Origin of the sequence: Bacillus gaemokensis (assembly GCF_001590835.1) — a bacterium.
Classification (GTDB): Bacteria; Bacillota; Bacilli; order Bacillales; family Bacillaceae_G; genus Bacillus_A; species Bacillus_A gaemokensis.
The window spans coordinates 1-16,109 of sequence record NZ_LTAQ01000014.1; the positions used below are offsets into that span (position 1 = coordinate 1).

General features: G+C 33.1%; 14 protein-coding genes, 1 pseudogene and 1 riboswitch. Of the genes and pseudogenes, 4 read left to right on the forward strand and 11 right to left on the reverse strand.

Translation table 11 applies throughout. The features are described 5' to 3' along the window. Positions 1–305 precede the first annotated feature (305 nt). The 4 genes from AZF08_RS14510 to AZF08_RS14520 form a co-directional block, all read right to left on the reverse strand. Positions 306–725: a VOC family protein gene (locus AZF08_RS14510; RefSeq protein WP_033676857.1), complete on the reverse strand. Its 420-nt coding sequence runs from the start codon at positions 723–725 to the stop codon at positions 306–308. A 364-nt stretch (positions 726–1,089) separates the two neighbouring features. Beyond that, the gene (locus tag AZF08_RS14515; RefSeq protein WP_033676854.1) at positions 1,090–2,079 is read right to left on the reverse strand and encodes a zinc-binding dehydrogenase; all 990 of its coding nucleotides are present in this window, start codon (positions 2,077–2,079) and stop codon (positions 1,090–1,092) included. A gap of 335 nt (positions 2,080–2,414) precedes the next feature. Beyond that, positions 2,415–2,579 carry a hypothetical protein gene (locus AZF08_RS30775; RefSeq protein ID WP_167332926.1) on the reverse strand — a complete coding sequence of 55 codons (165 nt, stop codon included), beginning with the start codon at positions 2,577–2,579 and terminating at the stop codon, positions 2,415–2,417. A gap of 589 nt (positions 2,580–3,168) precedes the next feature. Further along, positions 3,169–3,678 carry a GrpB family protein gene (locus AZF08_RS14520; RefSeq protein ID WP_033676850.1) on the reverse strand — a complete coding sequence of 170 codons (510 nt, stop codon included), beginning with the start codon at positions 3,676–3,678 and terminating at the stop codon, positions 3,169–3,171. A gap of 138 nt (positions 3,679–3,816) precedes the next feature. Between AZF08_RS14520 and AZF08_RS14525 the strand changes: the two are divergent. Together AZF08_RS14525 and AZF08_RS14530 are read left to right on the forward strand one after the other, a co-directional pair. Beyond that, a pseudogene (locus tag AZF08_RS14525) lies at positions 3,817–4,698 on the forward strand (serine/threonine protein kinase). A gap of 58 nt (positions 4,699–4,756) precedes the next feature. After that, positions 4,757–6,055, forward strand: a complete 1,299-nt coding sequence (locus AZF08_RS14530; protein WP_033676847.1) for a sensor histidine kinase — start codon at positions 4,757–4,759, stop codon at positions 6,053–6,055. Between the two features lie 106 nt (positions 6,056–6,161). On the opposite strand, the gene AZF08_RS28735 is transcribed toward AZF08_RS14530, so the two are convergent. From AZF08_RS28735 to AZF08_RS14545, 4 genes are all read right to left on the reverse strand, one after another. Continuing rightward, on the reverse strand, positions 6,162–6,275 hold the full coding sequence (locus tag AZF08_RS28735) for a YjcZ family sporulation protein (protein ID WP_082246159.1): 114 nt from the start codon (positions 6,273–6,275) through the stop codon (positions 6,162–6,164). Between the two features lie 231 nt (positions 6,276–6,506). Beyond that, a complete protein-coding gene (locus tag AZF08_RS14535; protein ID WP_033676844.1) occupies positions 6,507–7,334 on the reverse strand; it encodes an energy-coupling factor transporter transmembrane component T family protein in 828 nt (275 codons plus the stop codon). Then, positions 7,331–9,028, reverse strand: coding sequence for an ABC transporter ATP-binding protein (locus AZF08_RS14540; RefSeq protein WP_033676843.1), 1,698 nt, complete (start codon positions 9,026–9,028; stop codon positions 7,331–7,333). The genes AZF08_RS14535 and AZF08_RS14540 overlap by 4 nt, the downstream gene beginning before the upstream one ends. 10 nt (positions 9,029–9,038) lie before the next feature. Continuing rightward, complete coding sequence (locus AZF08_RS14545) at positions 9,039–9,587, reverse strand: ECF-type riboflavin transporter substrate-binding protein (protein WP_033676841.1); 549 nt, start codon at positions 9,585–9,587, stop codon at positions 9,039–9,041. 138 nt (positions 9,588–9,725) lie between these two features. Then, positions 9,726–9,839, reverse strand: a riboswitch (SAM riboswitch). A 159-nt stretch (positions 9,840–9,998) separates the two neighbouring features. On the opposite strand from AZF08_RS14545, the gene AZF08_RS14550 reads away from it, so the two are divergent. Beyond that, complete coding sequence (locus tag AZF08_RS14550; protein WP_033676839.1) at positions 9,999–10,679, forward strand: aspartate/glutamate racemase family protein; 681 nt, start codon at positions 9,999–10,001, stop codon at positions 10,677–10,679. Positions 10,680–10,763: 84 nt separating this feature from the next. Here the strand turns inward: AZF08_RS14550 and AZF08_RS14555 are convergent, their stop codons facing one another. From AZF08_RS14555 to AZF08_RS14565, 3 genes are all read right to left on the reverse strand, one after another. Further along, positions 10,764–12,542 carry a PAS domain-containing sensor histidine kinase gene (locus tag AZF08_RS14555; protein ID WP_033676837.1) on the reverse strand — a complete coding sequence of 593 codons (1,779 nt, stop codon included), beginning with the start codon at positions 12,540–12,542 and terminating at the stop codon, positions 10,764–10,766. A 334-nt stretch (positions 12,543–12,876) separates the two neighbouring features. After that, the gene (locus AZF08_RS14560) at positions 12,877–13,731 is read right to left on the reverse strand and encodes a Cof-type HAD-IIB family hydrolase (RefSeq protein WP_033676835.1); all 855 of its coding nucleotides are present in this window, start codon (positions 13,729–13,731) and stop codon (positions 12,877–12,879) included. A gap of 507 nt (positions 13,732–14,238) precedes the next feature. After that, complete coding sequence (locus AZF08_RS14565) at positions 14,239–15,450, reverse strand: cytochrome P450 (RefSeq protein ID WP_033676834.1); 1,212 nt, start codon at positions 15,448–15,450, stop codon at positions 14,239–14,241. A 128-nt stretch (positions 15,451–15,578) separates the two neighbouring features. Between AZF08_RS14565 and AZF08_RS14570 the strand changes: the two genes are divergently transcribed. Next, positions 15,579–16,076 carry a PadR family transcriptional regulator gene (locus AZF08_RS14570; protein WP_033676832.1) on the forward strand — a complete coding sequence of 166 codons (498 nt, stop codon included), beginning with the start codon at positions 15,579–15,581 and terminating at the stop codon, positions 16,074–16,076. Positions 16,077–16,109 lie beyond the last annotated feature (33 nt).

The window sequence follows — 16,109 nt, forward strand, 5'->3', positions numbered from 1 at the left end:
AGCCCATTGGAATACAGGGTTCAAGCCGCTTAAAGTATTTTTATTATTTCCACTGTCTACTTGACAGGGAGCTGTTCAAGATTAATCAAAATGGATTCTTTTCTTTTTGGGTGCACTTTCCGTTTTATAAAAAAGTTTAATCATTTCTGTGATCCTTCTTCAATTAATGCGCCCATTAGCGGAATACTAATTAGTCATTTTCATTTGTTCGTGTAAACGATTCTGTAAAATAAATTGTGTAAACATACCAGCGATGCGAGTAGTACATACTGGACATACGTTAAGCTAAATGCCGACAGCACGGGTCACGCTTTTTTGGTCGAACCCAAAACTTCCAAATAGTGCTGATTGTACATAATGCCTAGGATGTTCCCAAAGGGATCAACCACGGAGGCTGTAATGAACCCCTGACCGCGAACTATGGGTGCTTCGTGTTCTTTCGCTCCCATAGACAGCAGCTTCTCAAAAGTTGCTGTCACATCGTCGACGTGCCAGTATACGACAGCACCACCGGCTGGTCCGGTCGTCGAACCATCGGGCGCGTAGCGGCTATCGATCAGACCCAGCTCGTGCTGGTAGTCACCGAGGCGAAACTCGGCATATCCTGGACGTTCGAAGTATGGGGCGATGCCCAAAAACTCGGCGTACCACTTCTTTGCCACCGCTAGATCCGTCACCCAAAAACTGACGGTGGTGAGTCCTCGTAATGTCTTTGTGTCGCTCATAATCGATTTCCTCCTCAATGTTGAGTAAGTAACTATAATCAATATTAGAGTCGCCGGGTAATTTCCTAGTTGCTGTTCCTATAGCTATTGTAAACGTCTAATGCTGACAACAGTATGTCAGTGGTAATGAATATTTTTTCAAAAGTGCTTTGAACATTTATTCCTTTAATTAACTTCGATTTACTTACGAATAGTCCCTTCTTTTATTCAAGAAAACGGCCCTTTAGTGGCGTAACATGACTGGAGTTTTACAATATCAACAAGAGCACAAAAAGAAAAATTCTGTTTAAATTAATACAGGATTTTGATCAAACTTTTTTCAATAGATTCTTTTTTGAAGGATTTTTAATAATAAATCATACTTTTATTCTATGTAAAGTGCTATATTTCCAAATTGTTCACCTTGATTCATTCTGTCCAGAGCTTGAACTGCTTCTGACAACGGATACACTGTATCAACAATTGGTTTAATTTCATGCTTTTCTATAAAATGAATCATTTCATTAAACTCTTCGCTACTTCCCATCGATGTTCCCATAATATCGATTTGATTGTAAAACAATGCCCGTAATGGAATTTCAATTTTATCTCCTGAGCTCGCGCCAAAGTTAACGATTCTTCCATTTGGGTTTAATATATCAAAATATTTCAAGAAAGTTGCAGGTCCAATACTATCTATAATTAAATCTACTTTTTCTCCTTTTAAGGCATCTTCCCAATTTCCATTACTATCAAACGAAAAATCAGCACCACATTTTTCTGCCGCTTTCCTTTTATTTTCTACTCGTGAAGTAACAGTTACTTTCGCTCCAATTGCTTTTGCAAATAACATGGCATACGTAGCCACTCCTCCACCAATCCCCGGAATCAAAACATGTTCTTTAGGCTTTAATCTTCCTTTTGTAAAAAGTGCTCTATATGCTGTTAAAGCAGATAAGGATAGAACGCCTGCTTCTTCCCATGAAAGATAAGATGGCTTTGACACTATGTTTTCAGCTGGTACTATAACATATTCTGCAAACGTCCCGTCTGTTGGTCCGCCTAATACTTGCGGAAGCACTGGTACCTCATGAGTAAACTCCCACCCAATGCTTGGATTAATAATAACTTCTGAATCAATCGTTACATTTGAAACACCTTCACCTATCTCTACTACAATACCTGCACCATCAGATCCAGGAATTAATGGCTTATCCATTTCATTTCTATTATTCATAATGAATAAATCTCTGTGGTTCAATCCTGCTACTCTCAATTTTACTTTTACTTCACCGTAACCAAATTCTCGATTCTTTAAATCCTCATATTCTAAACCGCCGATACCCTTTTTACCTTGATGCACAATAGCTTTCATTATTTCTCCCCCTTTGTTTCTAATGTACTAGAAAAATCAAACTTTATAAAATAATTTGCCTTTATTTATATTCACAATGACATAATATTATTTAACTCTATCCAAGTGCTTAACCTATAAAAATGAGGATTCTTTATGATAATATAGCCCTTTTTCGGTTAACAATGTACCGAAAAAGGGCTATTTATATTACATTTCACTCCTTATGCTATTTGCTTGTACAAAATAAAAAGGCTCCGAATGGATGCTATAATTCTTGTTAATTTTTTCTTTAATTCACTTACGGTACATGAAGTTTTACACTTCTTCCAATTACCTAATGTTGTTTTATACAACTACACACCTTCAACAGCTTTCTTTCTTATTTCTATCTTAATGTCACCACGTCTGCGCTCATATCGTGGACCACGAATCCCCATTAAATCCTCAATATCACGTATACTCAATGAAACTAAGTAGTTAGCTTTTGCTAGCTGCTCTTTTAAATTAATGCTAAGCAAACTAACACAGGACTGTTTTCGTGTTCATTAAATTCTTTTACAATTTGAGACACCTTATTTGTTGGGGCAATTTCAGCCATTGAATCTATATACTTTGCTAATGCTTGTTCCCTTGTGATTTCAGTTGGTACACCTTCTTCTTTACCCTGCTTTACACTCTCACCAGTAACATTTTCTACATATACATCGATGGCTCCATCTGTAGCAATTAGAGCGTAGTATTCATGTTTATTAAACTCGAAATATCGATTCCTCTTTTCTACAAAATGAAATTTTTATTCAAAACTAAACGTAATTTTCAAAACAACCACATACACTGAAGTCAAACAAATCAAGTATATAAAAAACGCGGTCTCTGATTACACAGAAATCGCGTTACATCAACGTTTGTTGAGTTTCATTTTTTCACATTTCGTCCCCAAAATAATATACTTCCCTTTGGCTGAATATTCGACTGGCAAATATTCCTTACTTTTATTATAAATGACATGAAAAAACTAATAATTTCGACTTAACACTTTTAATCGAATACTACTCCATAAAGCAGCTAAAAACAAATACTTCTTATGCCAAACTCTGTTTTTCTGTATCACTTTTCTTTTGCTAATGTAATAATATTTTGAATAAAAGGCGCTTTTTCACTTGTATATGAAACTCGGTCATACGGATATTTTTCAGCAAGCTCCTGTTTTAATCTTCTATAGTCTTCACGTGCCCACTCATTATTTCTTAAAAAATCCCGAAATAACAAATTATTATTCCATTCATCACTGTCATACAAATAAACATGTAAATGATGCGTACCAGCTCTCCACTCTCCTTTTCTAAAAAAACGTCGCCTAGGGAAGTGTTCATGAAATACATATTCATATCCTATCGTTTGCAATAACTCTATCCAATGATCGACTACATTTAAATCTTCAACACCTATCATCATATCTATAAGAGACTTTGCACGTAATCCTTCTACTGATGTACTTCCAATATGTTCAATTGCTATCATATCTTTTCTCAGTAATGAAATACATTTCTCTTTCTCTTCAATAAACTCTTTATGCCACTTTTCATTATATGGTTCAATGATGATTTCTTTTTCCATCTATTTCTCCTTTCGATCAAATATTTAACTATTTTATTGATAATAAACATCTCTTTTTAACCAATCTAAACAGGATTTTCATTACTTTTCTCGAATATATCAATACTTAATCTAATCATATAAAATAAGAGGTGTAAAATGAAAGAAATTCCAGTCACAATTCGTTTAGATAACGTCACTTTTCAACTGAAAGAATATCAAGATTTTGATTAGCTCGTAAGTCTAGGTAAAGTATTTACTGTATTTGATCAACAAGATTCAGGTAATATATGCTTTGGTATTGAAAGAGATGGCGAGAAAAGATTTGTTAAATACGCTGGTGCAAAAACAGCGGAATATTCAGGAGATCCTGATGATGCGATTGCAAGATTAAAACAGGCGGTATTCCTATACGAAGAATTAAAACATGATTACCTAATCCAGTTGATTGACCATTTTGAAGTAAAACATGGGTATGTTGCTATCTTTGATTGGTTTGATGGAGAATGTTTACATTCACATTGGGAATTTCCACCACCAGCAAAATATATGAACCCCTCTTCCCCATTTTATCGGTATAAACATATTTCAATTGAAGATCGCCTCAACTCACTAGATTGTATCTTTTCTTTTCATGTACATGTGGAACGGAAAAATTATGTAGCCATTGATTTTTATGATGGCAGTATATTATATGACTTTAAAACAAAGAAGACAAAGATTTGTGACATCGATTTGTATAATAAAAAACCTTATATAAACAAGATGGGAAGAATGTGGGGTTCATCACGATTTATGTCTCCTGAAGAGTTTGAATTAGGTGCAGTAATAGATGGAAAGACAAATGTATTTAATATGGGAGCAATAGCTTTCTCACTTTTAGGAGGAGAACTTGATCGCTCATTTTCAAAATGGGATGCAGGAAAGTCCTTATATGATGTAGCATGCCGCTCTATAGAGAAAGACAGAAATAAGCGCTACACATCTATTAAGGAGTTTTATCTAGCTTGGAAAGCTGCACGAACAATAGGAGGTTTTTGAAGACTCTCTGCCTCCTATTGTAATAAAATAATTAATCCATGAAGAAGTCTCATTTTTTTTGTATAATACTTATATAGTTGAAATTCACAATAATGAGGCATATATGATGAACTTTGTTTACATGAATCAAAACGTTTTAAATAATCTTCTTTACATTTTAATTAGCGTATTTATTTTTTATTTTATTTATGATAATGGTTTGTTTTTTAAGCGCTATAAAAAGATTCTTATCATTATTTGCACAAGTGTACCGCTTATCTTATGTATGAAGTTCCCTATTTACATTGATGACTATCGCATTCATGATTTGAGACAGATTCCTTTTTTAATAGGGACACTTTATGGTGGCTTTCCAATTGGACTTGCTTTATTAGTAATTATGTTACTTGCGCGGTTTATTTTTTATGGCATTAATTTTTTAACAATTATTGTCTATGTAACAATGCTTATAATCACAGCATTTTCTTCTTCAAAGTTTAATAAATTAAATAGAAAGAAAAAGGTTATTATGTCTATACTATTAACCTTTTCACTTGCATTGCTTACAACTTTGATTGTCACAACATTAAGTGATTTTCAAATAAATCAATCTTATGTCATTGATTTTATTATACTACCACCTATTATCATGCTCTTTGTTGTATACTTCAATGAAGTGTTAAAAGATGCCGTTATGATGAGGTCGAAATTAGTTAAAGTAGAAAAAATGGAGATTGTGAGTCAACTTGCTGCAAGTATCTCACATGAAGTTAGAAATCCGCTGACCGTAGTAAAAGGATTTACTCAGCTTCTAAAAACTCCAGATCTCTCAAAAGAGTCACGAGAACAATATATTGAACATATTCTTGAGGAGCTAAACCGTGCACAAGTAATTATCGATGATTATTTAACCTTTGCAAAACCGGCACCTGAACAACTAGATAGGATTCCTATAGACCAAGAACTACATAGAGTAATTAATATGATGTTACCATTATGTAATATGAATTCCATTCATATATCAGAGGATTTATCAAAAGGAATAATCATTGGCAATACACAGCATTTCCATCAATGTTTTTTGAACTTAATAAAAAATAGTATTGAGGCAATGCCGCATGGTGGCGAGCTAAATATCTCCTCTTCTATTAACAATGCTAAAGTTATTATAAGTATTAAAGATAGTGGGATAGGTATGACACAAGAACAAATAAATCGATTTGGTGAACCGTATTTCAGTACCAAGACAAAAGGAACAGGATTAGGTACGATGGTTGCGGTAAAAATTATTGAAACAATGAATGGTACTTTAGAAATACATAGTATTATTAATAAAGGAACCACTCTAACAATTACATTTCAACAAACTAATATTTAAAATAAAAAGGAGCATGATAGCTCCTTTTTTGTTCATTCGTATCGGTACTAAAAAGCACCTCTAATAGTTTTTCAAATTACATAAATCTATGAAGGGTGATTAAAAATTAATACCCTCCGCCTCCGCCCCAACAGCTGCATCCAACGATGATTAATAAAATGAATAACACAACTAATAAAGCGAAGCCTCCACCAAAACCACAAGAACCGCCGTAACTCATATTTTCTCCTCCTTTTGGTTTGAAAACTAATAGGTTGTTGATCATATTAACGGGTTCGTATTATACAGTATGTTTATCTGTAATTTTTGAGCGTGTCTTAATGAAATAAAAAAGAAACTCCTCCAAGTGTCTTACATATATACAATCACGCCGTTGAGTGAATGACCCCTCCTTACCACTTGGGCTATGCCCTGCACATGCTTGAGGAAGGGGACTTCTGTTAGATTACTGTTAAAAAGGATACCAAAAACCTGAAAATGTGGAGCACTTTAAATAGATCGCACATAATAAAATGATACTACCGATGATGAGTCCGATAAAATCCTCTCGCTTCGCTTTTGCCCCGTAATACCATGTTCGTTTCTCTTTTTTTCCAAAACCTCTTAAATCCATTGCGTTTGAAACTGTATCTATTCGCTCTAAAGAATGAATAATAAGTGGCCAAAAGATCCATACCCGATTTTTAATTCGTTCAAAAAAATGAGTATCTCCTTTTTCAAATGGAATACCTCTTGCTTCTTGTGCATGCTTAATCAACTTGTATTCCGATTGAATATTTGGTATGTAACGAAGCGCAATATTAATTGCATAAGCAATTTTATAAGGGATTCCAATTTTATACAAACTACTTGTGAATTCACTCGGGTTTGTTGTATATATGAAAATAAGTGTAAATGGTAATAATGTAAAATACTTCAATGAGAGCGTAATGGCATAAAAGAGCGTTTCAAGTGTAATTGTTGCATAACCAATATGTAAAAATGCTGTGTTTGTTCCTGTTAGTTCAGATCCATGCGTTGGTGTAATAAGTAAAATCATAATGGAATTAAGTAAACTAAATATGAATATAACACCAAAGATGAATAAAACTTTCCGTATATGAATTTTAGCGACTGCTAGGCCTACGCAACCAATAAAAAAGAAGCATAATAAAATACGAAAATCAAAAAATATAAATGTAAGAGTCATCCAAATTATGAATAAAAATAATTTAATTGCACCATCCATACGATGAAAATACGTATTATCTTCTATATAAAGTGATCCATGTTTATTCATACGCCCCTCCTCCTTTTTGCTTCCATATATAATTGAGAAAAGACTTCTGGAAAGGCAATTTCGCTTAATCTCGCTAGTGATGTTAATGAGCTTTCTTGTAAGTTGGCTCTCTGTAAGACTAATTGATTCGCTAATACAACGGACACAGAATCATCAGCAATCACTTTACCTTTATGAAGGACTACCGCACGATCAGCATACTCTAACGCCAAATTCATATCGTGTGTAATAAAAATAAACGAGATACCTTCTTTTGCTAATTTATGTATACAAGACATAAACTGTGTGTAATGATAATAATCTTGTCCGGCTGTTGGTTCATCTAATAGGATTAGCTTTGGATTCGTTGTTAAAACAGATGCAATAGTAAGTCTCTTTTTTTGCCCATAACTTAACGCTTGAATAGGCCAATTTCGAAATGGATATAATCCACAAATCCGTAACGCTTCTTCCGTTCGCTTCTTTATTTCTTGCTTAGAAATTTTCTTCAACTTTAATGAAAAGGAGGCCTCATCCCAAACGGTAGACTGTGTAATCATATGATTTGGATTTTGCATAACATATGAAAGTACCTCACCTCGCTTACGAATTGACCAAGAATCTATATTTTCTCCATCTAAAACAATATTTCCATGCTTCACTTTGTTCATCCCAGTAAGAATATGAGCAAGTGTCGATTTTCCTGCTCCATTATGACCTAATAATGCCATAATCTCCCCTTTCTCTACGGATAGGGTAATATCTTTTAAGGCGAAATTTGTATTAGAGTATGAGAAAGAAAGATTTTCTATTTGACATAATTTTGCTTTTGGAACTTGCTTTTTAAGCGGTGGTTCCTTTTCCATCCAATTTTGAATTGCCATATTTACCTTTTTATACGGTAACTTTTCCATTGGATATATTTCATTCTCTTTATTGTTAAAGTGCAAATCCTTTAGCGCTTGTATATATGCAGGTTCTCTTAAGCCTATTTTTCGCATGAAATTCCCCTGTAAAATCGCATTTGGTGAATCAATCGCGACAATTTTTCCGTCTTCTATTAAAATAATTTTATCTAAGTCCAGCTTCAAAATTTCTTCTATTCGATGCTCAATAATAACAACTGTTTTATTATATTGTTCATGTATTTCTTTAATAAGCTCTACAGTTTTTAAAGTACCTGTAGGATCTAAATTAGCTAAAGGTTCATCAAATAACAATATGTTAGCATTTGTTGTTAATAACCCAGCGAGAGAAACTGTTTGTTTTTGCCCACCTGATAATTCATGAGGACTTTGTGAATGAAATGTGTGCATATGCACCTTTTGCAAAGAATTCATAACGGATTTTTTCATATTTTCTTGATGTACACATTCATTCTCTAACGAAAAGGCAACATCTTCTCCTACAGTTAAACCAATAAACTGTGAATCTTGATCTTGTAAAATCGTTCCTACGTGTTTACTTTGTTCAAAAATACTACTTTTCCTTGGGTCATTTCCACATATCGAGATTTCACCAGTACTAATTCCTTCATAAGAAAAAGGGATTAACCCATTGATACAATGGGCCAATGTCGATTTTCCTGATCCACTTCGCCCGGCAATTAGTACTTTTTCTCCTGGATAAATATGAAACGTAATATCTTTTAGAGTAGGCTGTGCAGCATGTTGATGTTGAAATGTGAAGTGCTCAAAAGAAATAATTGGTTTCATTGTAATGTCCCTACTTTTCAATTTTTAAATGTGTATGTTTCTTATTTGATTTCGCGAGTCCTAATGTAATTGGTAAACCAAGAACTAAAAACACGATAACATCTGCAATCGTTGCCCCAAGTACTTGTATGACAATTTTATCAAAAGGTTCACCCATCACGATAATATCGAAAGCACCAGCAAATATAATAGCAATAACTATACCGATTAAACCTGTTACAGCAAAATATGAAATATCACGATTGCGATATGTTCCATTTTTTATACTGAAACCTGTTCGTTTTTGTATAAGTCCCATAGAAAAACCAATAATACCTGAACTAAGTACCCATCCCCACCAAATTCCCCATCCTGCGATGGTATCAGTTACTGTATGACCAATAAGGCCGATTAATAGGCCGGCAAATGGACCAAATATTGCACCGAATATTGTTAATATAGCTATTGCAGGTTTAATAAATGTATTAGGGGCGATTGAAAATCCCCAAAGTCCTAATACCCCATATATTGCAGAACCAATTCCAATTGCTACAACTAGCTTTGTAGATAGTTTGTTCATATAAATTCTCCTCTCATCCTAGCAAACTTGTATTACTCCTATATGTAACAAAAATAGCTATTATGCATATCCACCTCCTTTCTTCACAACAAAAAATGACCCCTTATATAAGAGGTCATTTTCTTTCACGTATAGATCCTCTTATCTTTCAAAAGACATAAATGCCTTTGCGGAATTAGCACCTTCCTATAATACTAAATAGGGGTTGCTGAGGTTTCATAGGGCCTTTCCCTCCACCTCTCTGGATAAGTATTCATTTGTAATTTGTATTATTACACTAACAAGGGGTAATTTCAACACTTTTCTTACTATTTTTATTTTTACACAAAATAATAAAGATAAATCATTGTATTCTTATCGGAATTATGAAATAATGAACGCGACAAAGGATGTTAACGGGAGGAATTGAACATGAAAGTAATTGGATTAATAGGCGGATTAAGTTGGGAATCAACGTCTTTATATTATAAACATATTAATACACTTACTTTATCTCAATATAAGCATAATGCGAAACTTGTTTTATATAGTATGGATTTTGGCGAAGTAACGACATTATTACAAAATCATCAATATGAAGAAGTGCAAAATGAGCTAGTTACGGTAGCTAAAAAAGTAGAGAATTCTGGCGCGGATTGTATCCTTATGTGTTCAAATACCGTACATCAATTTGCTGATGAAGTAGAAAAAGCGGTATCTATTCCCCTTCTGCATATTGGAGATGTCAGCGCTGAAGAAATTATAGCTCACAATGTAAAACGAATTGGCCTTCTTGGAACCAAACAAACAATGGAACAAGATTTTTATAAAACAAGACTAGCTAACTATGGAATTGAAACGATTATTCCAAGTAAAGATGAACGAGTATTTATTCATCATGTTATTCTTCATGAATTAAGCCAAGGTATCATTTCGCAGCAATCCAAGGAAAGAATTTTACAAATTACTACTAAACTTATTGAAAAGGGAGCCGAGGGAATCTTATTAGGTTGTACAGAAATACCGTTACTTATTTCTCAAAAGGATCTTTCTATCCCTGTATTTGATACTGCTTATTTACATGCGAAAACTGCGGTGCAATTTGCTGGATAAGAAGCAATTATCTGTATTTTTAATCCATTTCCTATATAATAAAAAGCTATCTTAAGAGTGATAAGATAGCTTTTTTCCTCTAATTTAATAAGAACTCCCTGTAATAGATGGCATTTCTGTATGAAGGGGAACTGATTCACTTTGAAACATCGGTAAATAAATCGTAACAGATGTTCCAACACCAACTTCACTCATAATACTAATTCTGCCCTGGTGACTTTCGATGATTTTATAGCTTAGCATGAGTCCAATTCCAGTACCTTTTTCTTTCGTACTGTAGAAAGGTTCTCCTAATCTTTTAATTCTTTCCTCAGGAATTCCTATGCCTTCATCAATCATATTTATAATCACTTTATTGTTTCCATCCTGTTTAACCATAATAGAGATTTTCCCGCCATTTGGCATCGCTTCAATTGAATTTTGTAAAATATTAATGAATACTTGTTTTAATTGATTCTCACTACAATCAATTATTAATTCTGTTAAATCCGTAACCAATTCAATTTGAATATTCGTCATAATTGCTTTCGTATTGATTAATGAAACGACGTTCTTTAATATGCAATATAGATTTTTCTTTTCGTTTGGAATCACATCTGTTTTTGCAATTGATAAAAACTCATGAAGAATCGACTCGATTCTTTCAATTTCCGAAAGCATAAGTTCAAAGTATTTATCTTGATCTTCCTGATTAATCTGAAACAATTGAATAAACCCTTTAATTACTGTCAATGGATTTCGAACTTCATGCGCTACCCCTGCAGCTAGTTGTCCAATGGCAGCAAGTGTATCTGATTTATTTAGTAACTCTTCTGTCTTTTTACGTTCCGTAATATCACGAACAATAATCATAATTTTATCTTTTAACAACGGTAAACATCTAGCCTCAAAGAAACTTATGCTTCCTTTAAGTGTTAACGGATATTCAACAATAACAGTGGATTCTTTTTGTTGCACTTGATAAATGGCTTCTCGAAACTGCTGCGCTACAGGTGATGGTAACACTTCATAAAATTTTTTCCCCATAAAATCTTCTGCAGGTACATAAAATTTCGCAGTTGATCCAGCTTTATAATCTATTATTGTGCCATCAGCTTCTGTTAAAAAGCATAAATCCGGTAAAGCTTTGAATATAAGCTCTAGTTCTGAAGTTTGCTGTTTTAATTGTTCTTCTATGCCTTTTAAATGAGTAATATCAACCCCAACGGCCCAATAGCTAAATCCTGATACAGGGAATTGCTTGGATATATTCGACCACATAATTGTTTTTGTTTCACCGTTTTTGCACGTTAAATTCATTTCCCAATCTCGAAAGTTTTTTCCCCGAAGAGAAAATTTCTTTTGAATTTGATGGCGATAGTCTGCATCTGGATATAACAAACCCAACGCTTTTGGGTTTCCAATGATTTCTTCGGCTGAATAACCCGTTACAAGTTCACATTCACGATTCCATAAAATAAAATCGCCATTTTGATCAAGAGCGTCTACCATAACCGGCATGTTTTGTAAGATTGTATATAAATGTTCTTCTTTTTGAGAAAGTAAATGTATATTTTTATTTTGAAGTTTATTCATTACAGTATCTACAATGAGATTTGCAAGCATTTCGAAGTATTTTTGACAACTAAAGGTATCATCTTTCATGGAGTAAGTAACAAACGAACCAATATTTTGCTCATTAAAAAAAATTGGGATTTCAACTTTTGTAAGTTTACTATTTTTCTCTTGATCCATACCCAACGAAAAAATACATTCTCTTTCAGCATCAAGAAGTTGATGTGAAATGTTTGTTAATTTATAAAATTGTTCTGCCATGGTTTCTATTGTGTTCACATCAATGAGTTCCATTAGCCGAGCTTCCATCCTCTTTCCACCTCTATATGTAAATTTAATGCCATTTTTAATTCATGCTTCTCCATTATACGAATAATGTTCTTGCAGGTATATAGTGGAAGCATAATTATTCAAATAAATTTTATTTTTCAATAAAACTTATTTAAATATGATATATAATCTTACCGTAATAACATGATACAATTAAAAATTTCACAAAACATTCACAATTTTCTTGAAGAATATATACAGTTATTCCAATTTTTTCTATATAATACATGTAATAAGACTTCTATGAATTTCATAGAATACCTTACCCCTAATAAAAAAGTAAAAAAGAATCCTTTATGGATTCTTTTTTACTTTATACCATTACATAATGATACAGAGCGTGGGCAACACCATGTTCTTCATTCGATAATGTTTCATAAAGACACATCTTCTTTATTTCATCCACTGCATTTCCCATTGCAATAGATATATGGGCTTTTTCCATCATCGAAACATCGTTTAGTCCATCTCCGATTGCTACTGTATTGTCGAATGGTATATTAAGATGTTTTGCTAAAGTGTACAGACCATTCCCTTTTTGAGCATCACGATGATTGATCTCTAAATTATGCCAATAAGAAGCTGTAATTGCTAAGTCTGTATTATGCTGAAACTGTTCTTTTAAACTTTTTAATTTCTCCATATCATAAGAAAATGGCAGAAGTTTATGAACATGTAAATCATCTGCTAAAATTGTTTTACAACTTTCTGTTATATGAAATGCTGTATGCTCAAGATACAGCGCTGCGATGTTTTCTATCTCTTGTAGATCAACTTCTTTATCTGATTCCTTAATATCATCTATTTCACGATATACACTTTCTTCCCCATATTGCGGGACATATACACCTCGATCAGTATATAGTTGATAATACATACGATTTTCTTCAAGGTATTCCACAATTTCAAGTGCTTGTGCATTTTGGATGGGATAGCACTTCAGCATTTTTTGATCTTTATAAATAATTGCACCATTTTCTGCGATTATTGGACATTGTAAATCCACTTCTAATAAAAGTCGTTCAATATCAATGATAGAACGCCCTGTGCAAATCGCCACAATATGCCCCTCTTTCTGGCATTTGCGAATCGCTTCAGCATTTTCTTTACTAATCATTTTATTTCCTGATAGAAGCGTTCCATCTAAATCAATTGCGATAAGTTTCATTATTGCTTCACCACTTTCTATAAATAAAAAAGATAATATGAATATACAGAAGGTATCGTTTTCATATTTAACTCGTTAAGTACCTCTTAGTTATAATTTATGAAAAGCGTTTCAGGTCAAGAAATATTTTGAAAAAAATGCTTATTAAAATACAACAACACTACCCTCTTCATATATACTACAAAAAAGATAGTGTCGTTATTATAGACTACTTCTTATGTTACAGTAATATGGCTTTTTTATTTAAGAATTTATTTGTTTCTTCTCTCGCTAAATTGCAACTCAACTTGCAGTCATTTACAGTTTACATTTACTTAGAAGTAAACTTTTGAAATACAGTACTTCCATTACGAGTTAACACAAACATCATTCTCCACTCTATCTATTTATCTATTTTTAATGAGTACAACTCACTTCTATCGTACGAAAGAAAAAATTAGGTTACAATTGAGAAATAAGAAAAAACAAGATGCCAATACTTTAGCACCTTGTTTTTTCTTATTTGTATTATTTTTTCAAAAGAATTGGCAAACGTTTTAATGTTTGTTCATTCTCAAGTATGCAATTTTCTAAATGAAAAGATGCAGACAACTCTATATCGTCATATTGTTGAATAAATGTTTTCAACGCAATTTCCGCTTCCAGACGTGCAAGTGGTGCGCCTAAACAAAAATGCGGACCTTTTCCAAATGTTAAATGTTTTTCGTTTTCTGAGCGATGCAAGTTAAAAAGAGAAGCTTGTGAGAATTTATTTTCATCCAAATTGGCTGCACTTACCCATGTAACAATCATCTGCCCCTTTTTCATTTTCGGACCAAATATCGTTGTATCTTCTGTAATTGTTCGTGCCAATGTGACCGGAAAACGATAACGTAGTACTTCTTCTATTGCTTTTGGTATAAACTCTGGATTTCTCTTTAACTCTTTATATGTCCCTGGTGCATCTACTAAAAAACAATAAAAGCTATTGATAACTAAATTTGTAGTTGTCTCATTACCAGCTGCTAAAAGGCCTAATGAAAATACAACAATTTCCTCATCTGATAATCTTTCATCCTCATACTCAGCTCTTATAAGATCCGAAATAATATCATTTTCCAAATGATATCGCTTTTCTTGAACAATTGGTAAAAGATATGTTTTAAACTCATGTAAAGCCACTGCCTTCTGCTGATCTAAATCAGTAAACTTTTCTTGACTATACGGCATGAATAAAATATCCGACCACATTTTAATCTTTTTACGATCCGTTGTTGGTACTCCTAATAAATCCGAAATAACAGTTACAGGTAAAGGAGCCGCAAACTGTTCTACAATATCGATTTCATTATAATTGCTCATATCTTTCACAAGTTCATTTGCAATTTCCTGTATCCGTGGTTTCCATTTCTGAAGACTTCTTGGGGTAAACGCCTTTGAAACAATTGAACGAACATTTCGATGTTCAGGAGGATCAGAAGAATTTAAATTTACTCTTGTTTCTAGAGGTGGAATGGAAAATTGTCTACGATCTCTTCTGCTTGAGAATAAGCGATAATCCGATAAAACACGATTTACATCATCGTATAAAAAAACATTCCATACATCTTGCTCTGCGTCATAATAAACAGGATGATTCTCTCTCATGTTCTGATACCAACAATACGGATTCCACAGATCTTCCTTTGTTTTCAGTTTTGAAATTTTATGAATCAAAATGACATTTTCAGGCGAATTCATAGTTCTTTCCTCCCTTTTCTTTTACAATAAAAGTAATAGGTCGGCTGTACAAAGATGTATAGACTAACATATGTTATTTTAACATATGAGGAGAAATATTTTGTTGAGAAAAAATTAGGAGGATACTTATGTACGTTGATATTTTATTACTTGCTGAACTAACATCTGGTCCAAAATATGGTTATGAAATTAAGAAAAATATTCAAAATCGGCTTGGAGAAAATTTCGAATTAAATCATAACATGCTATATCCTGCTCTCCGCCGTTTTGAAGATATGGGTGCCATTACAAAAGAAGTCCATCAACAAATAGGTAAGCCGAATCGTAATATTTATGCACTAACTCATACAGGCACAGAAATTTTTTATGAAATGATGCGAGAGTTCCCAGAAAAAACTGCTTCTAATGATGCTGAATTTCTTGTACGTGTCGCATTGTTTGAAAAACTTGATTATGAAGCTCGAGCAGAGATTTTAACCTCTCGTCAAAATGTGTTACATAAACAATTAACTTCTATTCAATTATTAAGTGAAACATCCGCTTTTATTACTGAAGTTGTACACTATAGTAAATCACGTATTGAACATGAACTATCTTGGATCGCTTCTCTTATGAAAAAAATATAAAATATTAACAAGAAAAGTAAAAACAGTGAATGA

Coding starts and splice junctions, on each gene's coding strand:
- AZF08_RS28735 (WP_082246159.1), bottom strand. CDS start 6,275: ATGAGTTACGGCGGTTCTTGTGGTTTTGGTGGAGGCTTCGCTTTATTA.
- AZF08_RS14510 (WP_033676857.1), bottom strand. CDS start 725: ATGAGCGACACAAAGACATTACGAGGACTCACCACCGTCAGTTTTTGG.
- AZF08_RS14515 (WP_033676854.1), bottom strand. CDS start 2,079: ATGAAAGCTATTGTGCATCAAGGTAAAAAGGGTATCGGCGGTTTAGAA.
- AZF08_RS14570 (WP_033676832.1), top strand. CDS start 15,579: ATGTACGTTGATATTTTATTACTTGCTGAACTAACATCTGGTCCAAAA.
- AZF08_RS14520 (WP_033676850.1), bottom strand. CDS start 3,678: ATGGAAAAAGAAATCATCATTGAACCATATAATGAAAAGTGGCATAAA.
- AZF08_RS14560 (WP_033676835.1), bottom strand. CDS start 13,731: ATGAAACTTATCGCAATTGATTTAGATGGAACGCTTCTATCAGGAAAT.
- AZF08_RS14545 (WP_033676841.1), bottom strand. CDS start 9,587: ATGAACAAACTATCTACAAAGCTAGTTGTAGCAATTGGAATTGGTTCT.
- AZF08_RS14550 (WP_033676839.1), top strand. CDS start 9,999: ATGAAAGTAATTGGATTAATAGGCGGATTAAGTTGGGAATCAACGTCT.
- AZF08_RS14535 (WP_033676844.1), bottom strand. CDS start 7,334: ATGAATAAACATGGATCACTTTATATAGAAGATAATACGTATTTTCAT.
- AZF08_RS14540 (WP_033676843.1), bottom strand. CDS start 9,028: ATGAAACCAATTATTTCTTTTGAGCACTTCACATTTCAACATCAACAT.
- AZF08_RS14565 (WP_033676834.1), bottom strand. CDS start 15,450: ATGAATTCGCCTGAAAATGTCATTTTGATTCATAAAATTTCAAAACTG.
- AZF08_RS14555 (WP_033676837.1), bottom strand. CDS start 12,542: ATGGAAGCTCGGCTAATGGAACTCATTGATGTGAACACAATAGAAACC.